At 35.0% G+C, this 19,471-nt stretch carries 15 protein-coding genes; 5 read left to right on the top strand and 10 right to left on the bottom strand.

Features of this window, described 5'->3' with window-relative positions; genetic code table 11:
* Positions 1-9 precede the first annotated feature (9 nt).
* Both ACWNCI_RS11550 and ACWNCI_RS11555 read left to right on the top strand, forming a co-directional pair.
* The gene (locus ACWNCI_RS11550) at positions 10-1,395 is read left to right on the top strand and encodes an NADH-quinone oxidoreductase subunit N (RefSeq protein WP_449388419.1); all 1,386 of its coding nucleotides are present in this window, start codon (positions 10-12) and stop codon (positions 1,393-1,395) included.
* A 217-nt stretch (positions 1,396-1,612) separates the two neighbouring features.
* On the top strand, positions 1,613-3,916 hold the full coding sequence (locus ACWNCI_RS11555; RefSeq protein WP_449388420.1) for a GAF domain-containing protein: 2,304 nt from the start codon (positions 1,613-1,615) through the stop codon (positions 3,914-3,916).
* Positions 3,917-3,979: 63 nt separating this feature from the next.
* Here the strand turns inward: ACWNCI_RS11555 and ACWNCI_RS11560 are convergent, their stop codons facing one another.
* Positions 3,980-5,152 carry a Pycsar system effector family protein gene (locus tag ACWNCI_RS11560; RefSeq protein ID WP_449388421.1) on the bottom strand — a complete coding sequence of 391 codons (1,173 nt, stop codon included), beginning with the start codon at positions 5,150-5,152 and terminating at the stop codon, positions 3,980-3,982.
* A gap of 26 nt (positions 5,153-5,178) precedes the next feature.
* Between ACWNCI_RS11560 and ACWNCI_RS11565 the strand changes: the two genes are divergently transcribed.
* Positions 5,179-8,895 (top strand): metallophosphoesterase, encoded by a 3,717-nt coding sequence (locus ACWNCI_RS11565; RefSeq protein ID WP_449388422.1) that lies wholly within the window; start codon positions 5,179-5,181, stop codon positions 8,893-8,895.
* Positions 8,896-8,944: 49 nt separating this feature from the next.
* Here the strand turns inward: ACWNCI_RS11565 and ACWNCI_RS11570 are convergent, their stop codons facing one another.
* The 4 genes from ACWNCI_RS11570 to ACWNCI_RS11585 form a co-directional block, all read right to left on the bottom strand.
* A complete protein-coding gene (locus ACWNCI_RS11570; protein WP_449388423.1) occupies positions 8,945-9,817 on the bottom strand; it encodes a hypothetical protein in 873 nt (290 codons plus the stop codon).
* A gap of 2 nt (positions 9,818-9,819) precedes the next feature.
* Positions 9,820-10,899: an FUSC family protein gene (locus ACWNCI_RS11575; RefSeq protein WP_346984155.1), complete on the bottom strand. Its 1,080-nt coding sequence runs from the start codon at positions 10,897-10,899 to the stop codon at positions 9,820-9,822.
* Positions 10,900-11,667: a nucleoside triphosphate pyrophosphohydrolase gene (gene mazG, locus ACWNCI_RS11580; protein WP_449388424.1), complete on the bottom strand. Its 768-nt coding sequence runs from the start codon at positions 11,665-11,667 to the stop codon at positions 10,900-10,902.
* A 428-nt stretch (positions 11,668-12,095) separates the two neighbouring features.
* Positions 12,096-12,614 carry a hypothetical protein gene (locus ACWNCI_RS11585; protein ID WP_449388425.1) on the bottom strand — a complete coding sequence of 173 codons (519 nt, stop codon included), beginning with the start codon at positions 12,612-12,614 and terminating at the stop codon, positions 12,096-12,098.
* A gap of 595 nt (positions 12,615-13,209) precedes the next feature.
* On the opposite strand from ACWNCI_RS11585, the gene ACWNCI_RS11590 reads away from it, so the two are divergent.
* The gene (locus ACWNCI_RS11590; protein WP_346984153.1) at positions 13,210-13,560 is read left to right on the top strand and encodes a helix-turn-helix domain-containing protein; all 351 of its coding nucleotides are present in this window, start codon (positions 13,210-13,212) and stop codon (positions 13,558-13,560) included.
* A gap of 50 nt (positions 13,561-13,610) precedes the next feature.
* On the opposite strand, the gene ACWNCI_RS11595 is transcribed toward ACWNCI_RS11590, so the two are convergent.
* The 4 genes from ACWNCI_RS11595 to ruvX form a co-directional block, all read right to left on the bottom strand.
* Positions 13,611-14,246, bottom strand: a complete 636-nt coding sequence (locus ACWNCI_RS11595; RefSeq protein ID WP_449388426.1) for a hypothetical protein — start codon at positions 14,244-14,246, stop codon at positions 13,611-13,613.
* Between the two features lie 204 nt (positions 14,247-14,450).
* Positions 14,451-15,014 carry a DUF5606 family protein gene (locus tag ACWNCI_RS11600; RefSeq protein WP_449388427.1) on the bottom strand — a complete coding sequence of 188 codons (564 nt, stop codon included), beginning with the start codon at positions 15,012-15,014 and terminating at the stop codon, positions 14,451-14,453.
* 97 nt (positions 15,015-15,111) lie between these two features.
* Positions 15,112-15,684 (bottom strand): peptide deformylase, encoded by a 573-nt coding sequence (def, locus tag ACWNCI_RS11605; RefSeq protein WP_449388428.1) that lies wholly within the window; start codon positions 15,682-15,684, stop codon positions 15,112-15,114.
* Complete coding sequence (gene ruvX / locus ACWNCI_RS11610) at positions 15,681-16,097, bottom strand: Holliday junction resolvase RuvX (protein ID WP_449388429.1); 417 nt, start codon at positions 16,095-16,097, stop codon at positions 15,681-15,683. Before ruvX ends, def begins: the two co-directional genes overlap by 4 nt.
* A gap of 113 nt (positions 16,098-16,210) precedes the next feature.
* Here ruvX and ACWNCI_RS11615 point away from each other — a divergent pair, with 113 nt between their 5' ends.
* Positions 16,211-16,690 carry a SixA phosphatase family protein gene (locus ACWNCI_RS11615; RefSeq protein ID WP_449388430.1) on the top strand — a complete coding sequence of 160 codons (480 nt, stop codon included), beginning with the start codon at positions 16,211-16,213 and terminating at the stop codon, positions 16,688-16,690.
* Between the two features lie 1,152 nt (positions 16,691-17,842).
* Here the strand turns inward: ACWNCI_RS11615 and ACWNCI_RS11620 are convergent.
* Entirely contained in the window at positions 17,843-19,387 is a 1,545-nt protein-coding gene (locus tag ACWNCI_RS11620; protein ID WP_449388431.1) for a serine hydrolase, read from the bottom strand.
* Positions 19,388-19,471 lie beyond the last annotated feature (84 nt).

Genomic DNA, 19,471 nt, shown 5'->3' on the forward strand with positions numbered 1-19,471 from the left:
TTTTAAAAAATGAGTGTTTTAATTATTGTTTTCCTAACGGCAGTTGTTGCGTTATTTTCAGGAGTTTTTGAACAAGGGAAATTCGCAAGATACATTGGGATTTTGGGATTAATCATCGCATTATTTGTAAGTTTTATGCCAGAATGTGCTTTCTTCGGACAGTATAGACTGATGTATGACTACACCGCAAATACAGCGTTATTCACTAAAATATCAATTGTAACGACTTTATTGTTATTCTTTCTGGGAGGTTTTGCATTCAGCAACCACAGAAGCCACCAGTCAGAATTATACGCGTTAATGCTTTTTGCTCTTTGCGGTGGAATTATCCTTTTCGGATACCAAAACTTAGTAACGCTATTCCTGGGAGTTGAAATCCTTTCTATTCCTCTATATGTAATGGCAGGAGCTAACAAAACCGATCTAAGATCAAACGAAGCTTCTATTAAATATTTCCTGATGGGTGCATTTGCAACAGGTTTTTTACTGTTCGGTATTGCATTTATATACGGAAGTGTTGGAAGTTTTGATTTATATAAAATCCAGGATTTCGGAGTTTCAAATCCTAAAGATGTCATGTTCATTTTAGGAGTATTATTGATTCTTTGTGCACTGGCATTTAAAGTAGCATTGGCACCTTTCCATATGTGGAGTCCTGATGTATATTACGGAGCACCTTCATTAATAACGGCTTTCATGGCAAGTGTTGTAAAAATCTCAGGATTTTATGCATTATTCAGATTGATGACGATTGGGTTTGGAGGTGTTACAGAAGAATGGATCAATGTTTTCGGAGTATTTTTAATCATTACACTGCTTTTGGCAAACGTTATGGGTCTTGCCCAGACGAATGCGAAAAGAATGCTGGCCTACTCTTCAGTTTCTCACGCAGGATACATTGGGTTGGTATTTTTCGGAATGACAAGCCTTTCTACTTACAATCTGGCATTCTATTTATTTGCTTATGCTTTAGCAACAGTAGGAGTTTTCATGTGCTTAATTTATGTTGAAAAACTAAAAAGAGAAACCTCTTTCGGTGCTTTCAAAGGATTGGCAAAGACAGAACCACTATTGGCAACAGCTGCAGCAATTTCCATGCTTTCAATGGCGGGAATTCCTTTAACAGCAGGATTTATGGGTAAATTTGCATTATTCTCCCAGGCAATGAACTCAAAGCACGGAGCATTTTTAGTATTGGTCGCCGTTCTGGGATCTGCAATTTCAATTGCTTATTATCTTAGACTGATTATTTCAATGTTCTTCTTTAAAGAAAGTACATTCAAGTCTTCGGAGAAAGTAACGATTACTTATAATATTGTAGCGGTAGTTGTGATTGTTTCAATCATCGCATTAGGCATATTTCCGGATCTTTTTGCAAGGCAATTCGGATTATAGATTAAAAAAAATTATATCAAAAAATAGTAAGCCACAACCGAAATGTTGTGGCTTTTTTTAATATGCCAGGAATAGTTTTGACGATAAAAATTCAAATCTAAATTATTCCATTTTATAGATAATCTTCAAAACTATAATCAGAAAAAAAATGAAGTAAAGCCACGCTAAAGAAGAATAAAATCCCGCATTTTTCTTAACTTTACCTTAAATTTCAGCTTTGGCAGACCTTTACAAACAAGACGCTCCATTTCAGGTTTATATTTCATTCAAAAAGTATTTGGATGTACTGGAACATATCCGATATAATGACCGTTTGGAATACCGTGTTAATTACGCCGAATCTTTAATAGAAAAAACAAAAAATTTCACGGAACTCAGAGACGGCTTTCAGGATATCTCTCTGCTTGAAAAAAATGAAGATCTTATCAAGCTTTTACTCGCAGATCTCTTTCCTACCGGATTGACAAATAACGAAATAAAAGCTGCCAGCATCCCTCTTTCAAATATTACATTCAACTACACAGAAAGATTTAAAGCTATATTAAAAGATGCCGGGAAAGATTTCGAGATCGAACTTAGGAATATTGATGATAACGAATTTTACGTTTTCTGCTGCTGTCTGATTTTACAAAGCTATTTTAAAAGAGACATAAAAAGTAATCTTCCTCTCTATTATGACATTCCCAACAAACAGGGAATCATGAAGCACTATAAAATTTCGGTAAATGCAGATTTTACAGAAGTTTATCCAACAGATGATGCCAGAATTCCTTCAGATGAAGTCATTGATATGCTCCTCGAAAATCTGGATGATTTCAAACTCTGGAAAAAATATTTCCCTTCAAATTCCTGGATCCTGAAAGGCTTTACAATTGTTTCTCTTGTCGACTGTACTTCGGAAGTTGCGCTTTCAGATTTAAAATCAAGTATGATTCAGATCGACCCTGAAGATTTAAGCCCAGATGAAAATCTTATTGAAATTTTTAAATCTTATTTTGATGTTGCACAGCTCAGTTTTGGGCTCATGCTTTTTAACAAAAAAGATCAGCAACTGGAAAAACTGCCGATTTATGAGAATGTCTTTACCAATCATATTTTGGATTTCTGGATCAATACTTTCGATGAAGAAACCAGAAGAAATACATTTAATAATTTAAATCATAATTCCAGACCAATCGTCGTTTCCAATATAGAAAATCTGGATCATGACATTAAATCGATGCCGTCATTCAGAATTTTAAGAGAAAATGAAATCAACAGTTTTATGGTCATCCCGATCATGAAAGACGGAGAGCTCATAGCCATGATGGAATTTACTTCGCCTATTCCCAATAGTTTCAACGGTCTGAAACTAAAGAAAATGGAATTCTTCACGGATATGATTTTATTTTCCCTTAACCGCTTCAGCTTTGAAAAAAATTATCAGATCGAGGCTATTATTCAGCGGGAATATACAACTATCCACGACAGCGTTGTCTGGAAATTCAGAAATGAAGCAGAAAAATATTTCAATGCCTCTCTGGCAAAAAAAATCTATACTTTAAAACAAATTTCATTTAAAAACCTTACCCCGCTTTTTGGATTTTCAGATATCCGTTCATCTTCAGAAAAAAGGTATCATCTGATGCTTGAAGATCTTAACCAACAAATTGACTGTCTTCATGATATTTTTTCGTTAATTAATTCTGATTCGGAAAAATATATGCTTGCTTTGGAAATTTTTGAAAACGAACTGAACAATGAAATAAAAGCCGACAGCGAACAGCGTTTTCAAAGATTACTGAGAGATGAAATCCATCCTTTTCTTCAGGGAAAACTTGAAGTAAAATCATCCAGTGAAGTAAAAGCAAAAATTAAAGATTATTTTGCTCTGGTTTTTAATCAGACTGATCTTTTTTATAGCAACAGAAAAAGCCTGGACGACTCTATCACACTGGTCAACAGAAAATTGGCCGATGTGTTGGATGAAGCACAGATCAAAGCTCAACAAATTTTTCCACATTATTATGAAAGATTTAAATCTGACGGAGTGGAACATAATTTATACACGGGTCAGAACATAGCGCCTGATCTTCATTATCATTCGAAAATTGTGCATAAGCTGAGATATTGGCAGCTTAAGACCGTGTGTAATATGGAAATTGAATTCCGGAATTTCAAAAAAGATCTCCCGATTGATCTGGATATTGCTTCGCTGATTTTTGTGTATAATGAAAAAATAGATATCCGTTTCAGAATGGACGAAAAACGTTTTGATGTCGACGGAGCATACAATTCTTATTATGAGATCATTAAAAAACGTCTGGACAAAGCTCTTGTAAAAGATTCTACAGACCGAATTACCTGTCCGGGAAAAATCACGATCGTTTATTTCGGAATGGAAAATCAAAAAGAATATCTCGATTACATCAGCAGATTACAGAAAAAAGAAATCCTTAAAAATGACATTGAATTTCTAAAAGTTGAAGATTTACAGGGAATTACAGGGCTTTTAGCATTAAGAATTTCATTAGCTCAATAAATCCATTTGTCTTTAAAATTATTTTTAATTTGTTAAAATTCTGCTTAATAAAAAGGTTAAAATTTAGAGACTCAGAAAAGCATATCCGAAAGACAGTACTGAAATAACGATTCCAACCATAAAAATCTGGTAGGTTATCGACAAAAGCCTGTATTTTCTGTCTAAAACTTTACCGAGATAATACAAATCTTTCACCATAGAATCGTAAATATAATCGCGATCTTTAATCAGAATGTTCATTGCGTCCTGATAATCATCGAAAATCATTCGATTAAAATTCCCAAAAAACAAAAGATTTACCTTTCTGTCGGCAATATCCTTGGCAGTAAATTTCGCTTTTGTAACATTTGGTTTTGTAGATAATATCGCAAATATGATCGTTAAAACAGCTGATAACAAAAGAATAAAGCTTGGGATAATCAGATGAGAATTTTTTGGGGTGTCTAATTTCGGAACGAGCACAGAAAGACAAACAGAAATAATAATTGCGTTTACAGAAAGCAGGATATTTGCTTTGCTGTCGGCAATATCACTCAATCTCGTATGATTGCTTAGCGTTACTCTGAACAATGTATCAACACTTCTGTCAGGTTTTACTTCTTTTTCTTTATCTTTTTTACTTTCAGAATGTTCTTTTTTCCCATCATCCTTTTCCAGCTTTTTTTCGATTTTCTTGATATTTTTTTCCTTTAAAGACTGCCAGTTCTGTTGGGCATATTCGGTATAAAATCTGTGCTTGTTTTTAAGCATATCCAAATTTCCGGCATTCCATTCGTCGTTGGAAAAACATCTCACATTCGTCAGTTCCCATTCTTTTCTCAAAGCATCGGAAATATCATTATAATCATGGCTGGCAAAATGGCTGCAGTCGGCATCTTTCACAATTTTCTCCAATAAATTCTGTGGCTGATAGGTAATTTTGGTTGCCAAAATAAGCTTTGACACCTCATCTATATAATTTTCAGGATAATTTTCATTCTGTAGAAAATTTTTCGCAATCCTTACTCCTTCTTCCTCATGCTCTTTGGCACATTCTATGTATCCTGTATCATGGAACCAGAGAGCCAAAAGAACCTTTTCCTGATCTTCCGGAGAAACATCCGTGTTTCTCAGAATCTCTTCAGCTTTATTTACCGTAAATGTAGTATGAATAAAATTATGATAAAAATATACCGAAGATAACTTATCTTTGAATAAAGTTTCAACATAATCTTTGGCTTTTTGTAAAATGTCCATCACCGAAATTTTGTTAATGTAAATTTATGAATTTATCCTTTAAAACTCATTTAAAAAATACTTCTGTTGTCATCAGAGTAGCATTATCTGCAGGAGTTCTTTATTCCTGCGCAACATATAACGTAAAAAAGGGTAAAAACTTATCTGAAATTAATAATTCTGACATAAAATCTGAAAATGATTTTAAAGTTTTCCTTGTAGGTGATGCCGGAAATGCTGATGAAGCGCAGGCTCAAAACACGTTGAACTTACTGAAAAACCAGCTTGAAAAAGCAGACAGCCATTCGATGCTGATCTTTTTGGGTGACAATATTTATCCTTCCGGAATGCCCGAAAAATCTGATAAAGATTATGATCTCGCAAAAAAGAAACTGGAAGACCAGCTTTCCATCGTAAAAAATTTTAAAGGCAAAACATTAGTAATACCTGGAAATCATGACTGGTATAACGGCCTGGATGGAATGAAGGGCCAGGAGGATTTTGTGAAAAATTATTTAGACGACAAAAAAGCTTTCCTGCCTAAGAATTCATGTCCGATTGATGATATCAGCCTCACCAAAGATATCAAACTGATTGTAATTGATTCTGAATGGGCTTTGCTGAACTGGGACAAATATCCCGGAATCAACAAAAACTGTGATATTAAAACCCGGGAAGATCTCTTTACCGAATTTAAAGATTTAATTAATAAAAATCAGGATAAAAGAATCATTGTTGCTCTGCATCATCCTGTCATGAGCAGCGGAACCCACGCTGGATATAGCTCTGCGAAATCCCATCTTTTTCCTTTAAAAAGTAAAATTCCGGCTCCGGGCGTTGCAAGCCTTATCAACATAGTAAGAAGTTCATCAGGAGCCAATCCTGAAGATATCAACAATAAGCATTATGCCGATCTGGCAAATCGCTTAAAAAGCATTGTTCAGGAGAAAGAAAATGTAATTTTCGTTTCAGGGCATGACCATAATCTTCAGTATCTTGAAATGAGAAATATCAAACAAATTATCAGCGGTGCGGGTTCCAAGATTGATCCGGCGACCATTGGTGATCAAACAGATTTTTCGTATGGAGGAAGCGGCTTTGCTGTTTTAAATATCAGAAAAGACCAAAGCTCGGATGTTGAATATTTCTCGACAAAGGATAATTCTTTAGAAAAACTTTCACATATTCAGGTAATTGGAAAACCGGCACAATTTATAAATAATTATTCCGATTCTTTTCCTTCAACCTTTACCTCAACCATTTATCCTGAAAAATTAACTCATAAAAGAAAGTTTTACCGATGGCTTTGGGGGGATCATTACCGAAAGTATTACGGAATGCCGATCGAAGCTCCTACGGCCAACATTTCAACGCTTGATGGCGGCTACACACCTTTTAGAGAAGGTGGTGGAAATCAGTCAAACAGTCTGAGACTGAAAGCTCAGGACGGTCAGGAATTTGTCATGAGAGGCATTAAGAAAAGCGCAGTCAGGTTTCTGAACAATATGGCATTCAAGAAAAGTACGTTCGGAAATGAATTGAGCAATACATTTCCGGAAAAATTCCTGCTGGATTTTTATACTGCCAATCATCCGTTTACTCCTTTTGCGGTAGGAAATATGGCCGATAAAATCAATCTTTTCCACAGCAATCCGCGATTATATTATATTCCGAAACAGAAAGCGCTGGGAGAATATAACCAGAACTACGGTGATGAAATGTATATGATTGAAGAACGTTTTTCTTCCGATCCTAAAACCTTGGCGTCACTTGATAATGCAAGAGATATTCTTTCAACAGATGATGTTCTGAAAAACTTTAATAAAAACTATAAATATTCTGTAGACCAGGAATCATACATCAGAGCAAGACTATTCGATATGCTCATCGGCGATTGGGACAGGCATTCTGATCAATGGAAATGGGCTGAATATAAAGACGGGGACAAAGTAATCTATAAGCCTATCGGTAAAGACCGGGATCAGGCTTTCAGTAAATATGACGGTAATGCTTTCAAGCTTATCATGAATATCCCCGCAATCCGCCACATGAAAACATTTAAGGATGATATTAAAAACGTAAAATGGCTTGCGATGGAACCTTATCCTTTGGATCTGGTGTTTTTAAAAGGATCAACTGAGGAAGACTGGGTTGCGCAGGCAAAATATATTAAGGAACACCTTACTGATCAGGATATCGATAATGCTTTCAGTAATTTACCAAAAGAAGTACAGGATGAAACTATTGCAGATATACAGAAAAAACTGAAGTCAAGAAAAACAAAATTAGAGACGTACGCTTCTCAATATTATGATGTTTTACAGAAAAAAGTTCCATTGGCGGGAACTGTAAATCCTGATAAATTTGTCATTACAAAAAACGGAAACTCAGTCAATGTAAAACAATTTAAATTAGACAAAAATCAGCAAAATTCAGAGCTGGTTTTTGAAAAAACCTATGATGATTCCAAAACGAAGGAACTTTGGATCTATGGTCTGGAAGATGATGATATCTATGAAGTTTCCGGTGACGGAAGTCCAAAAATGAATATCAGATTAATCGGCGGTTACAATCATGATACTTACAACGTTGCTGATGGGAAAAAGGTGAAAATATATGATTTTAAGTCTCAGAAAAATACGTATAATACAAAAGGGGCAACCAAAAACATTTCGGATGACTATGAAATCAATACGTACAATTACAAACATCCGAGATATAATTTCTTTGCGGGTTATCCCAACGCAGATTACAATCCTGATGACGGCGTAATTTTAGGTGTTTTGGCCAATTATACAGTCAATAATTTCATCCGTTCTCCGTACACACAAAAACACAGCCTTAAAGTAAATTATTATACGGCCACGGGTGGCTTTAATGCAGCATATAAAGGAATATTCAAAAAAGCGATAGGAAGTTGGGATTTTAATCTGGATGCAGGCTTCACAACCCCTCGCTTTGCAGAAAATTTCTTTGGCCTTTCCAACGAAAGTGAATATGACAAAGAAGAAACTGAAAGGAAATTCAACAGAGCAAGAATTTCAAAGGTGAATTTTGCGCCATCTATTTCTAAGAAAAGCTGGACTAATATATTCAATCAGTTTCAGATGACTTTTGAAAACAATAAAGTGCAGCGGAACGGCGATCGTTTTGTGGATCTTTCTTCGGATGTAAGGCCTGAAGTTTTCGACAATCAGCAGTTTGCGGGTGCAAATTATACTTTCGGATACAAAAATCTTGACAATACAGCTTTCCCAACCTTAGGCATGGAATTTAAAGTAAATGCCGAGTGGAAAACCAATCTTAATGATTCGAAAATAAACTTTTTAATAGTAAAAGGCACACTATCTTTAGACCATAAGCTAGACAGAAGAGGAAATTTTGTTTTTGCCAACTCCAGCAACGGAATGTGGATCAATAACAATAATTTTGAATTCTATCAGGCGGCTGCAATCGGTGGAAATAATGGGATGCGGGCTTTCAGAAACGAAAGATTTTCAGGGAAATCATATTTCACCAACAACTCTGAGATCCGTTGGGATTTCGGAAGGGTGAAAAACAATATCGTCCCTGCCAATATGGGTGTTTTATTAGGCTACGATATAGGAAGAGTGTGGAATGATCATGAAGATTCCAGAAAATGGCATCAATCCGTCGGCGCAGGATTCTGGCTAAGCATTGTTGAAATGTTCTCTGCGAGATTAAATTACTTCTACGGAAGCGATGGAGGTCGAATTTCAGGCGGTGTCGGCATGACTTTCTAAGTACACTTACATAGTAATAAAAATCCGCAGAAAATTTCTGCGGATTTCTTTATTTTAATTTAAACTGATAAATATTTCCTCCCTCTTTTTTGTCCTTTTCATCGGCAATCAATAATGTTTTATCATCAAGAAAAACAAGAGCTTCTTTTTGTGAATTATGATTCAAAGGTATCTTCTGAATTTTTGTTTTACTAAAATCATCTGCAGTAAATCCGGTTAAAACCTGAATATTTTTATGATTTAATAAAACAATTTTATCTTTTGTACTGTTGATTGCAGCAGAAGTAATCGCGGCATCAGTGTAACCTCCCTGAAGTTTCAGTCTGCCGACTAACTTGGCTTCAAAATTTCCCTGTTTATTCGGAACCCGGAAAACCAAAAAAGTTCCGTCAAAACCTTTGCTTCTGTTTTTTGTAAAAAGATAAAAATTACCATCCATTTCTACAAAAGCTTCGCAATCGTACAGCCAGTTTGATTTTTTAGGAGGAAATTCAGTCTGTCCTTCATAGTGAAATGTCGTTGCCTGCAAAACTTTTGTGGATTTCTGTGACGCATCTTTCAGATCGATTTTAAGAATCGATAAATTTTGTCTGTCATTATCGTTATTCCCGAAATCCCCGATGTAAATATTCCCTGCAGAATCGGTTGTGATATCTTCCCAATCGTGGTTTTCTGTGTTTTCTACTAAAACATCACTCGTGAGATTTCCTTTCTGATCCAGTCCGTAAATTACATTTTTATTTCCCTGATCTTCAATCGCCCAAATGGTCTTTTTATCCTTAGAAACCGTAATTCCCGAAACTTCTTTAAGCTTTTTAGGTAAAGAAAATTCTACCTTTACATCTTCTGTTTTAGGTGAATCCTGTGCTTTCGGATTACAGCTCCACAACAAAAATACCGATACAATAACAACGCGCAACATATCTATTTTTTTAATTTTTTAAACTGAAAATAAGAGAATCTTATATTTTTCTCTAAGTTATTAATAATCTGCTGATGGTGAAGAAAAAAACCTGCTGCAAGACCGATTAAGCTTCCGATAACGGTATCAATAAGCCTTGCCTGCATAAGATTTTCAACGTTATGATGAATTTCACTTCCCGTTTCTGCCAGAAGAATCGTTAAAGGCGTAATAAATACCACCGCAAAACCGTAATTTCTTACGATTAATAATTCAATAATAAACTGCAAAACAGTGATCATGACAATCATGACGATCTTTTCAGGATTGAATAAAAGAATCAGCCACGCAAATCCGATCCCGATGAAAGTCCCTAAAATACGGTGCATATTTCTCTGCCGTACATGCTCAAAATTACGTCCCTGAATAATGGCAACGGCTGCAATAGAAATCCAATAGGTGTTTTTAAACTGTAAAAGATGCCCGATAATTAAAGTCAGCGCCATGAAGAAACCGATGATGGTACTTTCGACAAATTTGGTATATCTTCTCTTGTTGAATGCTCTTCTCGGAACCGTTACCACTTTGCTTTTTTCAATAAAAACCGAATACAGAAAAGCAAAAGAGCATGATAAAATGGCTCCCATCGTGACAAGCCCTACTCTTGCGGGAATCAGCTCAAGATCAAATTTATACGTACTCGCCATCGCCGCCACCATGATAAAGAAAAAATTTCCCGGTGGTGGAATTTTAAAATACGAAGAAATAAAATGCGCCAAAAATGAGATGATTGCCACTGATAAAGCTGCACAATAAATATTAAATCCAAAAAATGAACTTACTGTAAACGAAAATATAATACCGAAGGCACAAATTGCCAGATGGATCATTCTCTGCGTAATCGGAGCCGACGTGAAATACAGAATAGTCAGTGCTCCCAGACTTGAAAGTGCTCCATAATTTGGTTTTCCTGAAAAATACCCTATGAACAGGCAGCTTCCAACGCACAGAGCAGCAAGAAAAGGAAAGTGCCATTTTCTTTCTGTCTGTTTGAATTCCAGCAAATAATGGAAACGGTGATGTACCGGATTTTGTACTTTCATTTATTGTAAAAGTTTAGCTTTTTCCCAAAGAACATCCATTTCTTCAAGCGACATTTCTGCTAATTTAAGATGCTGATCTGATGCCAAATTTTCCATTTTCTGAAACCTTGAAATGAATTTTAAATTGGTCCGCTCCAGTGCAGAATCGGGATTGATACCGGAAATTCTTGCATAATTGATTAATGAAAAAAATACATCTCCCAGTTCCTGTTCTTTTTTATCAAGATCTGTTTCAGCATGAAACTCCTGAATTTCTTCATCTACTTTTTTCCATGCATCTTCCGCATCATGAAATTCAAAACCGATTCCTTTTACCTTATCCTGAATTCTGTAGGCTTTTACCATGCTTGGCAAACTTTTCGGAACTCCGCCCAAAATGGATTTGTTACCTTCTTTTAGTTTCAGTTTTTCCCAGTTCTGTTTTACTTCTTCTTCGTCCTTCACTTTTGTGTCTCCATAAATATGAGGATGGCGGAAAATGAGTTTTTCGTTCAATGAATTAATCACATCCGCGATATCAAAACTTTCTTTTTCCGAACCTATTTTAGCATAAAAAACCAGATGCAACAGAACATCTCCCAACTCTTTTTTAATTTCCTGCAAATCATTCTGTAAAATGGCATCCGAAAGTTCGTATGTTTCTTCTAACGTTAAATGACGAAGAGATTCCAGCGTCTGTTTCTGATCCCACGGACATTTTTCGCGCAGATCGTCCATAATATCTAATAATCTTCCGAAAGCTTCAAGTTTTTCCTGTTTGGTATTCATAGTTTGAGAATTCAAAGTGATACAAATTTACGGGAAATCTTTTTGATGTCAGCTTCTTGAAACAAAACCTTAATTAATGTAACACATGAGTCACATGAGAGTAAAGAATAAATTTGCGCGTATTTCAGAACACATTAGTTTTTAAAAATCTTTGATTTTTTCTTTTGCATGATAAAAATTAAACGCTCTGGTGACTCTCGAAGCCACCGCATAATCTGTGAAAATCCGTGCAATCTATGGGAGATTTCAACCACAAAAGACATTCATGCTGTAGAATAATAAGCGATGATGTAAATACTTATAAGCATACAAAAGTTTAAAAATCTTTGATTTTTTCTTATGTGTTCTAAAATATTTTCAACTCTATCAAAAAAACTTCTGTGACTTATGTGTTAAATATCTTTTGTCACTTTTGCGGTAAAAAAAGCTTACTTTTCCTTTGAAACTCTTTCCACGATCAGCCAGGCGGCATCCAATATTTTCGTGAGTTGGATATACGGAATGATGATCTTCTTTTCCGTTTCAAACCTGGAATTTCCCAACGAGAAATAAACCATCGCCGACAAAAACTCATCGAAGTCCTGCAAAGTACAGATTTTAAAAGCGTCCTGAAATGCCTGCGCCGGATTCCGGTATTCTCTTTCTGAAAGGCTCATTATTGTTTTGGCAAAATTGGCTTCCGATGAAATTTTAAACTTCCCTTTTTTGGCGATCAAATGAGAAACACGGATCAAAGACCGCAACGACTGGTATAAGTGGAAAACCTCGGCTGGCTCTTTTGTGGTTCGGATATTTTTCTGAACTGAACATTGAACCATTTGATTCAGAGTTTCTTTCGTAGCAGAAAGATCATTGAACTGGAAAAATGTCTCCAGTAAACCTGTTGCGGAATGTTTTCTCGTTCCGGACCAGAATTTGGCTGCAAAGTCCAATTTTTTGTTTTTCATCATTCTGTTTTTTGGGTATCGTTTTTCAGGAACCTCAACGGAATTTCGTTGACTGATTTTTATTTTGTCTTTTAGAATTATCACTAACTGACAATTCTAAAAACTGATCTGTCCTCATGGTGGAAGATTTCTGATTGAACAACAGCGCTTCCCGTTTTGCGACAAACAGACCTTTTGTTTTTTAAATTCCTTTCGGGATGAAAATAATTTGGAAAATTGAAAGAAAGCCAGTACTTTTAAGGAGTGAGTTTAAGCGTACTTCGGCTTTCCTTTAGGCATAAAGGAATTTCGGAGGGTGACGGTTTTTAGGTGAAGCCATACTCCGGCTTCCTGCGTGTGTGGCAGTTTGGGTATAGCGCTGTTATTGGTTAAGCTGCACGGCTCCGCTTATTCGGGCGGTGCTGCAAGCAACAGGATTGGGATTTTCTTTTTCATCATCTGTGTATTATGAAAGCTTTTACCTGAAAACTCCTAAAGATCACATTTTTGTCGGCTCGGAATGCGTCTTTTCAATGGGTCTTTCGAGGCTTTTGCTAATTCGCTGATACAAATATAAAAAAAATAATTTACACCACACTATAGTAGGGTAAAAAAAATGGAAAAAATATTTACGTTTGAGACTTATCAATTTGATTTTGCTTTTATTGAACACGTAAAGGCTTTAAGAATATCAAAAGGTTGGTCTCAAGAAACACTTAGCATTGAGATGGGAGTTGCTAAAAAATTTATTGGAAATGTTGAATCTTATAAGCAACATCAAAAATATTCTACCCGCCACATTTCGTTGCTGGCAAAGGCTTTCGGCTTTAAAAATATTTCTGAACTGATGGACTTTCCTACTCCTGAATATGACCGGATTAGAGTTACCGTGAAACAGGTTTATAATGAGAGTGGGACCAAGGTGATGGAAAGTGAGGTGGTGGGGATTGAGGGGATTGACTTTTAGTTTTTTAATAAGATTTTTAATAGTGAAAATTCTGTATTCTTATAAATAAGTCATTTTCTAATTTTTAAAATTGCTTTTTCTAAATTTTCTAATTTTTCTGAAATATTGCTATTTTTTATATAAAAATCTTCTAAATCAGAATCTGGTGAAGTTGTCATTCTATATTGTTCAATAGAAATTGTCTTCTGCCTTTTAATCAGTCTTCCATTTTCAGATTGCGAAAATGAATACTCAACTATATATTTTTTAGGTCTTTCACCACTTAAATTTTGAGCAAACATATCAGCAGTATAAAATACATTATATTGTATTCTTTCTTTTTTGTCAATAAAATTTATATTACCATTTTTTATTATTTGATTATTAATCACTTCCAATTCTGGAGAAACACTGAAGTTTACGTTATAAGCTCTACTACCACCAGTATTTTCGATTACGAACAATACCTTTCTGCTAAGCGTTTTTAAATCAAAATTAATATCAATATCAGCCTCATATTCGTCTTCCTGTTTCCAGGAAATACGTTGAGAATTAAAATTTGCAATTATTGCTGCAATTACCGCCAATGCAGCTGCAGTAATTTCCCAATTGGAATTCTTAATAGAGTATCCTATAAGAATTACAGAACCTAATAAAGCAAAGTATTCTATACTAAGTATGAAATTTCTCAAAATTCTTTTTTTCATATAATTTTATTCTATATTGAAACTGATAGACTATAAGCCAAATTCTATTGATAGATCAATTAACAAATGTAATAATAACAAATTATTCACGTTTACGGCAATCCATACTTATACTGATTTAATAGTAGAATATTCTTTATTTAAGCTAAAACAAAAAACCTCATCAAATCTGACGAGGCTCATATTTTAAATAAGATAAATTAATTATCCCTGTTTTCTGTGCGTGCTTTTCGGAGCAGATTTTGCGGCAGAAGTTGCTTTTACTTTTGGAGCTGCTGGTTTTTCTGCTTTCGGCGCTGCTTTTTTAGGCGCTTCTTTTTCTACGTTTACTTCTTCCGTTGCCGGTTCACCTTCCAACGTTTCAGGCTCTGCCTTTACAAAGCTTTCAGGAGTGATATATCCTGCTTTATGAAGGATGTTGTACCACTGTGCTAATTTTTTAATATCAGAAGCATATACTCTTTCCGTATCGTAGTTTGGAAGAGAAACTGTCATAAATTCTTTTAGTTCAGCATCACTTGCTTTATGGTGAATCGCTTCTTTGTAATCGTAGTTTTTAGCAATATTTTCAAAAACTTCGAACAAAGGAACTTCTTTATCAAAAGTAAACATGGCGATATTATCCAATAAGCTTACCTGGCTTGAATTACCAATACTTACTTTTTTCTTTGTTGTAACATCTTCAATAATAAATCCGTTTCTTAATTGAGAAACTAATTTAAAAAGTCCTGGTTTTCCGGAAATTGAAATTATTTTTTCTAACAGCATAATTTTATTTTTTGTATTTCTGAAATCGTTATTGCACCTCGACAGGCTCAGTGTGACAACTTTTTGCTCTTTATTTTTTTATTTATTGTATTGTAAACTATTTTGGAAATCTCATTTTATAATTAATGCTTACGTCACCCTGAGTAATTTTTGTCAGTTTTCCCTTTACAAGCTTCTTTTTCAGAGCGCTTAAATGGTCGGTAAACAAAATTCCTTCAATGTGATCGTACTCATGCTGAATTACGCGGGCTCTAATATCGGAAAAAGTTTCTGTATGTTTTACAAAATTTTCGTCATAATATTCGATCACGATCGTTCCTTTTCTCTTGACATCTTCTCTTACATCCGGAATAGAAAGGCATCCTTCGTTGAATTTCCATTCTTCCCCGGATTCCTCAAGAATTTTCGCATTAATGAAAACTTTTTTGAATTCTGCCAGCTCATCTTTGATATCGTCATAATCTTCATCTTCCGCCAAAGGACTTACATCGATCACAAAAAAACGGATATCCAGTCCGATCTGAGGTGCAGCCAAGCCAATTCCGTTGGCGCTGTACATGGTATCGAACATGTTTTCTATCAATTCCTGCAGGTCGGGATAATCTTTATCAATATCCTTTCCTACTTTTCTTAAAACGGGGTCACCAAAGGCTCTTATCGGTAAAATCATCTTGTTTTCTGTTCTAAAAAATTCTGCAATATGATGGTTGCACTTACTTTATCTATTAATCCTTTCTGCTGTCTCTGCTTTTTATTTTTTCCGCTTTGGGAGATAAAAAACGAAGCCATTTTGGATGTAAATCTTTCATCGAAGCGGTTGACTTTAACCGTTGGAAATTCATTTTTAAAAATATCTATAAATTTTAAAATATCAGTTTCCACTTCGGAAATATTTCCTTTCAAATCTACAGGAAGTCCTATCACAACTTCATCTACTTTGTTTTCACTGAAATATTTTTTCAGAAATTCAATCATCAATGGAGTCTGTACAGTATCCAGACCGCTTGCAATGATCTGCATGTCATCCGTTGCAGCAATGCCACAACGAGCCTTTCCGTAGTCTATTGCAAGGATTTGTCCCATAGGTTTGCAAATTTAGTAAATTTTAATGATTTTATTCCAAACACATTTTTTTTATAAATCATGTTTTTATTCCGCTAATTTTTTTATAAATTTAATTTTCCAAAAACGTAATTATGAAGAAACTCATTCTCGTAAGACATGCTAAAAGTGACTGGCCGGAAGAAACAGACGACTTCGACAGACCATTGGCAGACAAGGGTTTAGAAGAAGCGATGCAAATGTCCAGATTCATGAAGAATAATAATGTGGCCATCGATTATTTTATCTCGAGTCCTGCAGTTCGCGCATTAAATACGTGCAAAATCTTCAATCAGGACTACCACATCAGCATCGTTACGAATGAGAGACTTTATAATCCTTCTGAAAGCAATTTTGAATCGGTGATTTATGACCTGGACGACAGGCATGAGTCTGTTGCTCTTTTCTCCCATAACAATGGGATTTCCAATTTTGCCAATTCTATTTCCCAGGATATTTTTCATTTTCCGACATGCGGTGTCGCCGGCTTTGAAATCGACTGCAATTCCTGGTCTGAATTTGACGGAGCAAAAAAAAGATTACTATTCTTCTATGATCCGGGGAAAATTAAATAAACCGTCTCCCACGGATTGCACGGATTTTCACAGAGGATGGCGTGGATTCGAGAGCCTCAACCGTTCAATTTTACCACACAAAAAAATCAAAGATTTTTAAAAACTTATGTGTTCTAAAATATGCGCAACGCTTTATCCTTTAATCTAATATGACTTATGTGTTAAAAAGCTTTTGTGACTATTGTCGTTAATTTTTTAAACCACAGATTGGCGCAGATTTCCACAGAAAGATTAACACATTAGTCACTGAAGAATTTTTGATAATCTTGAAAATATTTTCAGAACACATTAGAAAAAATCAAAGATTTTTAAGACTCATATGTTCTAAAATATACAAGCTTTATTCTTTAATCTAATGTGACTCATGTGTTAAAAAGCTTTTTTGACTTTTGTCGTTAATTTTTTTAAACAAAAGATTGGCGCAGATTTCCACAGAAAGATTAACACATTAGTCACTGAAGAATTTTTAATAATCTTGAAAATATTTTCAGAACACATTAGAAAAAATCAAAGATTTTTAAGACTCATATGTTCTAAAATATACAAGCTTTATTCTTTAATCTAATGTGACTCATTTGTTAAAAAGCTTTTTTGACTTTTGTCGTTAATTTTTTTAAACAAAAGATTGGCGCAGATTTCCACAGAAAGATTAACACATTAGTCACTGAAGAATTTTTAATAATCTTGAAAATATTTTCAGAACACATTAGAAAAAATCAAAGATTTTTAAAAACTCATGTGTTCTAAAATATGCGCAAAAATTTATTCTTTGATCTAATGTGACTTATGTGTTAAAAAGCTTTTGCGACTTTTGTCGTTAATTTTTTAAACCACAGATTGACGCAGATTTCCACAGAAAGATTAACACATTAGTCACTGAAGAATTTTTGATAATCTTGAAAATATTCTCAGAACACATTAGAAAAAATCAAAGATTTTTAAAAACTCATGTGTTCTAAAATATTCATAAAGTTTTTATTCTTTAATCTAATGTGACTTATGTGTTAAAAAGCTTTTGTGACTTTTGCGGTTAAATAAAAAGTTTAAACTTAATAAATAATTTTTGGCTAAAGCCTTTTTTCTCCATTCAAACAAAAGACGGGCTAAAGCCCGTCCCTATTGATAATCATCCCTTGAATGATTTTTCTAAAATTATTTTCGTCTCAAATCCAGATCATCAAAATCAAAACTGAAATCTGTAACATCGGAAATCGGTTTTAGTCTGGCAGACTGAGCCTTTCCTGTTTCATCATAATCAAAAATAATGTAGGCATCGGCATCATAGCTTCTGTCGTCCCATTTGATAATGAAGGAATTATTGGAGAATGACAACAGTTCACCTTTTAATCTTGGAGAATTTTTGCATGAAATTCTATAGGTATTCCCTTGTCTTGCAACTTCTACATCTCCAAACCATTTATCGTTATACGTTCCGACAAACTGTTCCGGTTTTGGCTGAAGATTTTTATCTTTTTGAAAAGCTTCAGATTTAGCAAAAGCTTCTTTTTTCTGCTTGTCAAAACCTTCTTCCATTTTTTTCATTCGGTCTCCGTACGTTTTCAGCCAGTTACGGTCTGCGATGCCGAGATAAGAATCTTTCACCGTATTGGTAATCGTATTGAAAGCTGCTCCGGATTGTTGATTCGTCAAAACAATAATTCCCAGTTTCATATCCGGAATCAGGGTAAACTGAGTAACCGTCCCGATCAATCCGCCTGTATGCTGAATCTGTTTATGACCTTTAACATCGCTTAAAAACCAACCCATTCCGTATCCGTAGAAACTGGTATCGTAAGGATTTTTCGCCGCCACACCACTCGGAATCTGTAAACTCCAAAGCTGTTGAACATTTTTATCTGAAACTAATTTCTTTCCGTCTCTGGTGGTGAAATTGTTCAGAAGACATTGTGCCCAGACTGTCATATCTTTAATATTACTCAAGATTCCTCCGGCCGCATTGGCTGTTTCGTTCCAGTCGTGAGGAACAGCGATGGCTTTACCATCCACCGGTGCATGAGCATCAATTTTGTTCGCAACTGCTTTAGCTCTGTTATAGCTCCCGAAACTTGAGGTCATTCCGACAGGCTTCATGATTCTTTGTTCAATAAATTCTGCCCAGCTCAATCCCGAAACTCTGTGAATAACTTCACCGGCAACGATGAACATAATATTATTGTAATCTAAAGTTGTTCTGAAAGGATTTTCCGGTTTTAAATAGCGTACGTTGTGAACAATATCGTTTACCGTTAAATTTCCACCTTCCGGAAAGAACATCAGATCGCCCTGTCCCAATCCTAATCCAGCTCTGTGGGTTACCAGATCTTTAATCGTAACATTCTGAGAAACATACGGATCATACATCTGGAATTCAGGAATATATTTTGAAACTTTATCGTCCCAGTCTAATTTTCCTTCATCTGCTAAAATTGCCAGAGCTGTACTGGTAAAACCTTTGGAGTTGGAGGCAATTCCTACCAGCGTATTGTCATCCATAGGCTGTTTCGTCGTTAAAGAACGTACTCCAAAGCCTTTGGAATAAATAACTTTTCCGTCTTTGATAACACCAACCGACATACCCGGCACATCGAATGTTTTCAGCGTGTTTTGTATTAATTCATCCAATTTTTTCTCTTCAACCTGTGCGTTGGCAAAACCAACCGTGAGCAAAAGAAGGAAAATAGAAAGTCTCTGCTTCATTTTTAATTTTTTTCAAATTTAGTAAATAAAGCTGTTCAATCTTTTTAATTATATTCAATAACAATTAAAAACGCAAAGTTTTCA

Source organism: Chryseobacterium lineare (assembly GCF_977014045.1).

Coding starts and splice junctions, on each gene's coding strand:
- mazG (WP_449388424.1), bottom strand. CDS start 11,667: ATGAATACCAAACAGGAAAAACTTGAAGCTTTCGGAAGATTATTAGAT.
- ACWNCI_RS11565 (WP_449388422.1), top strand. CDS start 5,179: ATGAATTTATCCTTTAAAACTCATTTAAAAAATACTTCTGTTGTCATC.
- ACWNCI_RS11595 (WP_449388426.1), bottom strand. CDS start 14,246: ATGAAAAAAAGAATTTTGAGAAATTTCATACTTAGTATAGAATACTTT.
- ACWNCI_RS11585 (WP_449388425.1), bottom strand. CDS start 12,614: ATGAAAAACAAAAAATTGGACTTTGCAGCCAAATTCTGGTCCGGAACG.
- ACWNCI_RS11575 (WP_346984155.1), bottom strand. CDS start 10,899: ATGAAAGTACAAAATCCGGTACATCACCGTTTCCATTATTTGCTGGAA.
- ruvX (WP_449388429.1), bottom strand. CDS start 16,097: ATGGGACAAATCCTTGCAATAGACTACGGAAAGGCTCGTTGTGGCATT.
- ACWNCI_RS11560 (WP_449388421.1), bottom strand. CDS start 5,152: ATGGACATTTTACAAAAAGCCAAAGATTATGTTGAAACTTTATTCAAA.
- ACWNCI_RS11600 (WP_449388427.1), bottom strand. CDS start 15,014: ATGCTGTTAGAAAAAATAATTTCAATTTCCGGAAAACCAGGACTTTTT.
- ACWNCI_RS11570 (WP_449388423.1), bottom strand. CDS start 9,817: ATGTTGCGCGTTGTTATTGTATCGGTATTTTTGTTGTGGAGCTGTAAT.
- ACWNCI_RS11615 (WP_449388430.1), top strand. CDS start 16,211: ATGAAGAAACTCATTCTCGTAAGACATGCTAAAAGTGACTGGCCGGAA.
- def (WP_449388428.1), bottom strand. CDS start 15,684: ATGATTTTACCGATAAGAGCCTTTGGTGACCCCGTTTTAAGAAAAGTA.
- ACWNCI_RS11590 (WP_346984153.1), top strand. CDS start 13,210: ATGGAAAAAATATTTACGTTTGAGACTTATCAATTTGATTTTGCTTTT.
- ACWNCI_RS11620 (WP_449388431.1), bottom strand. CDS start 19,387: ATGAAGCAGAGACTTTCTATTTTCCTTCTTTTGCTCACGGTTGGTTTT.
- ACWNCI_RS11550 (WP_449388419.1), top strand. CDS start 10: ATGAGTGTTTTAATTATTGTTTTCCTAACGGCAGTTGTTGCGTTATTT.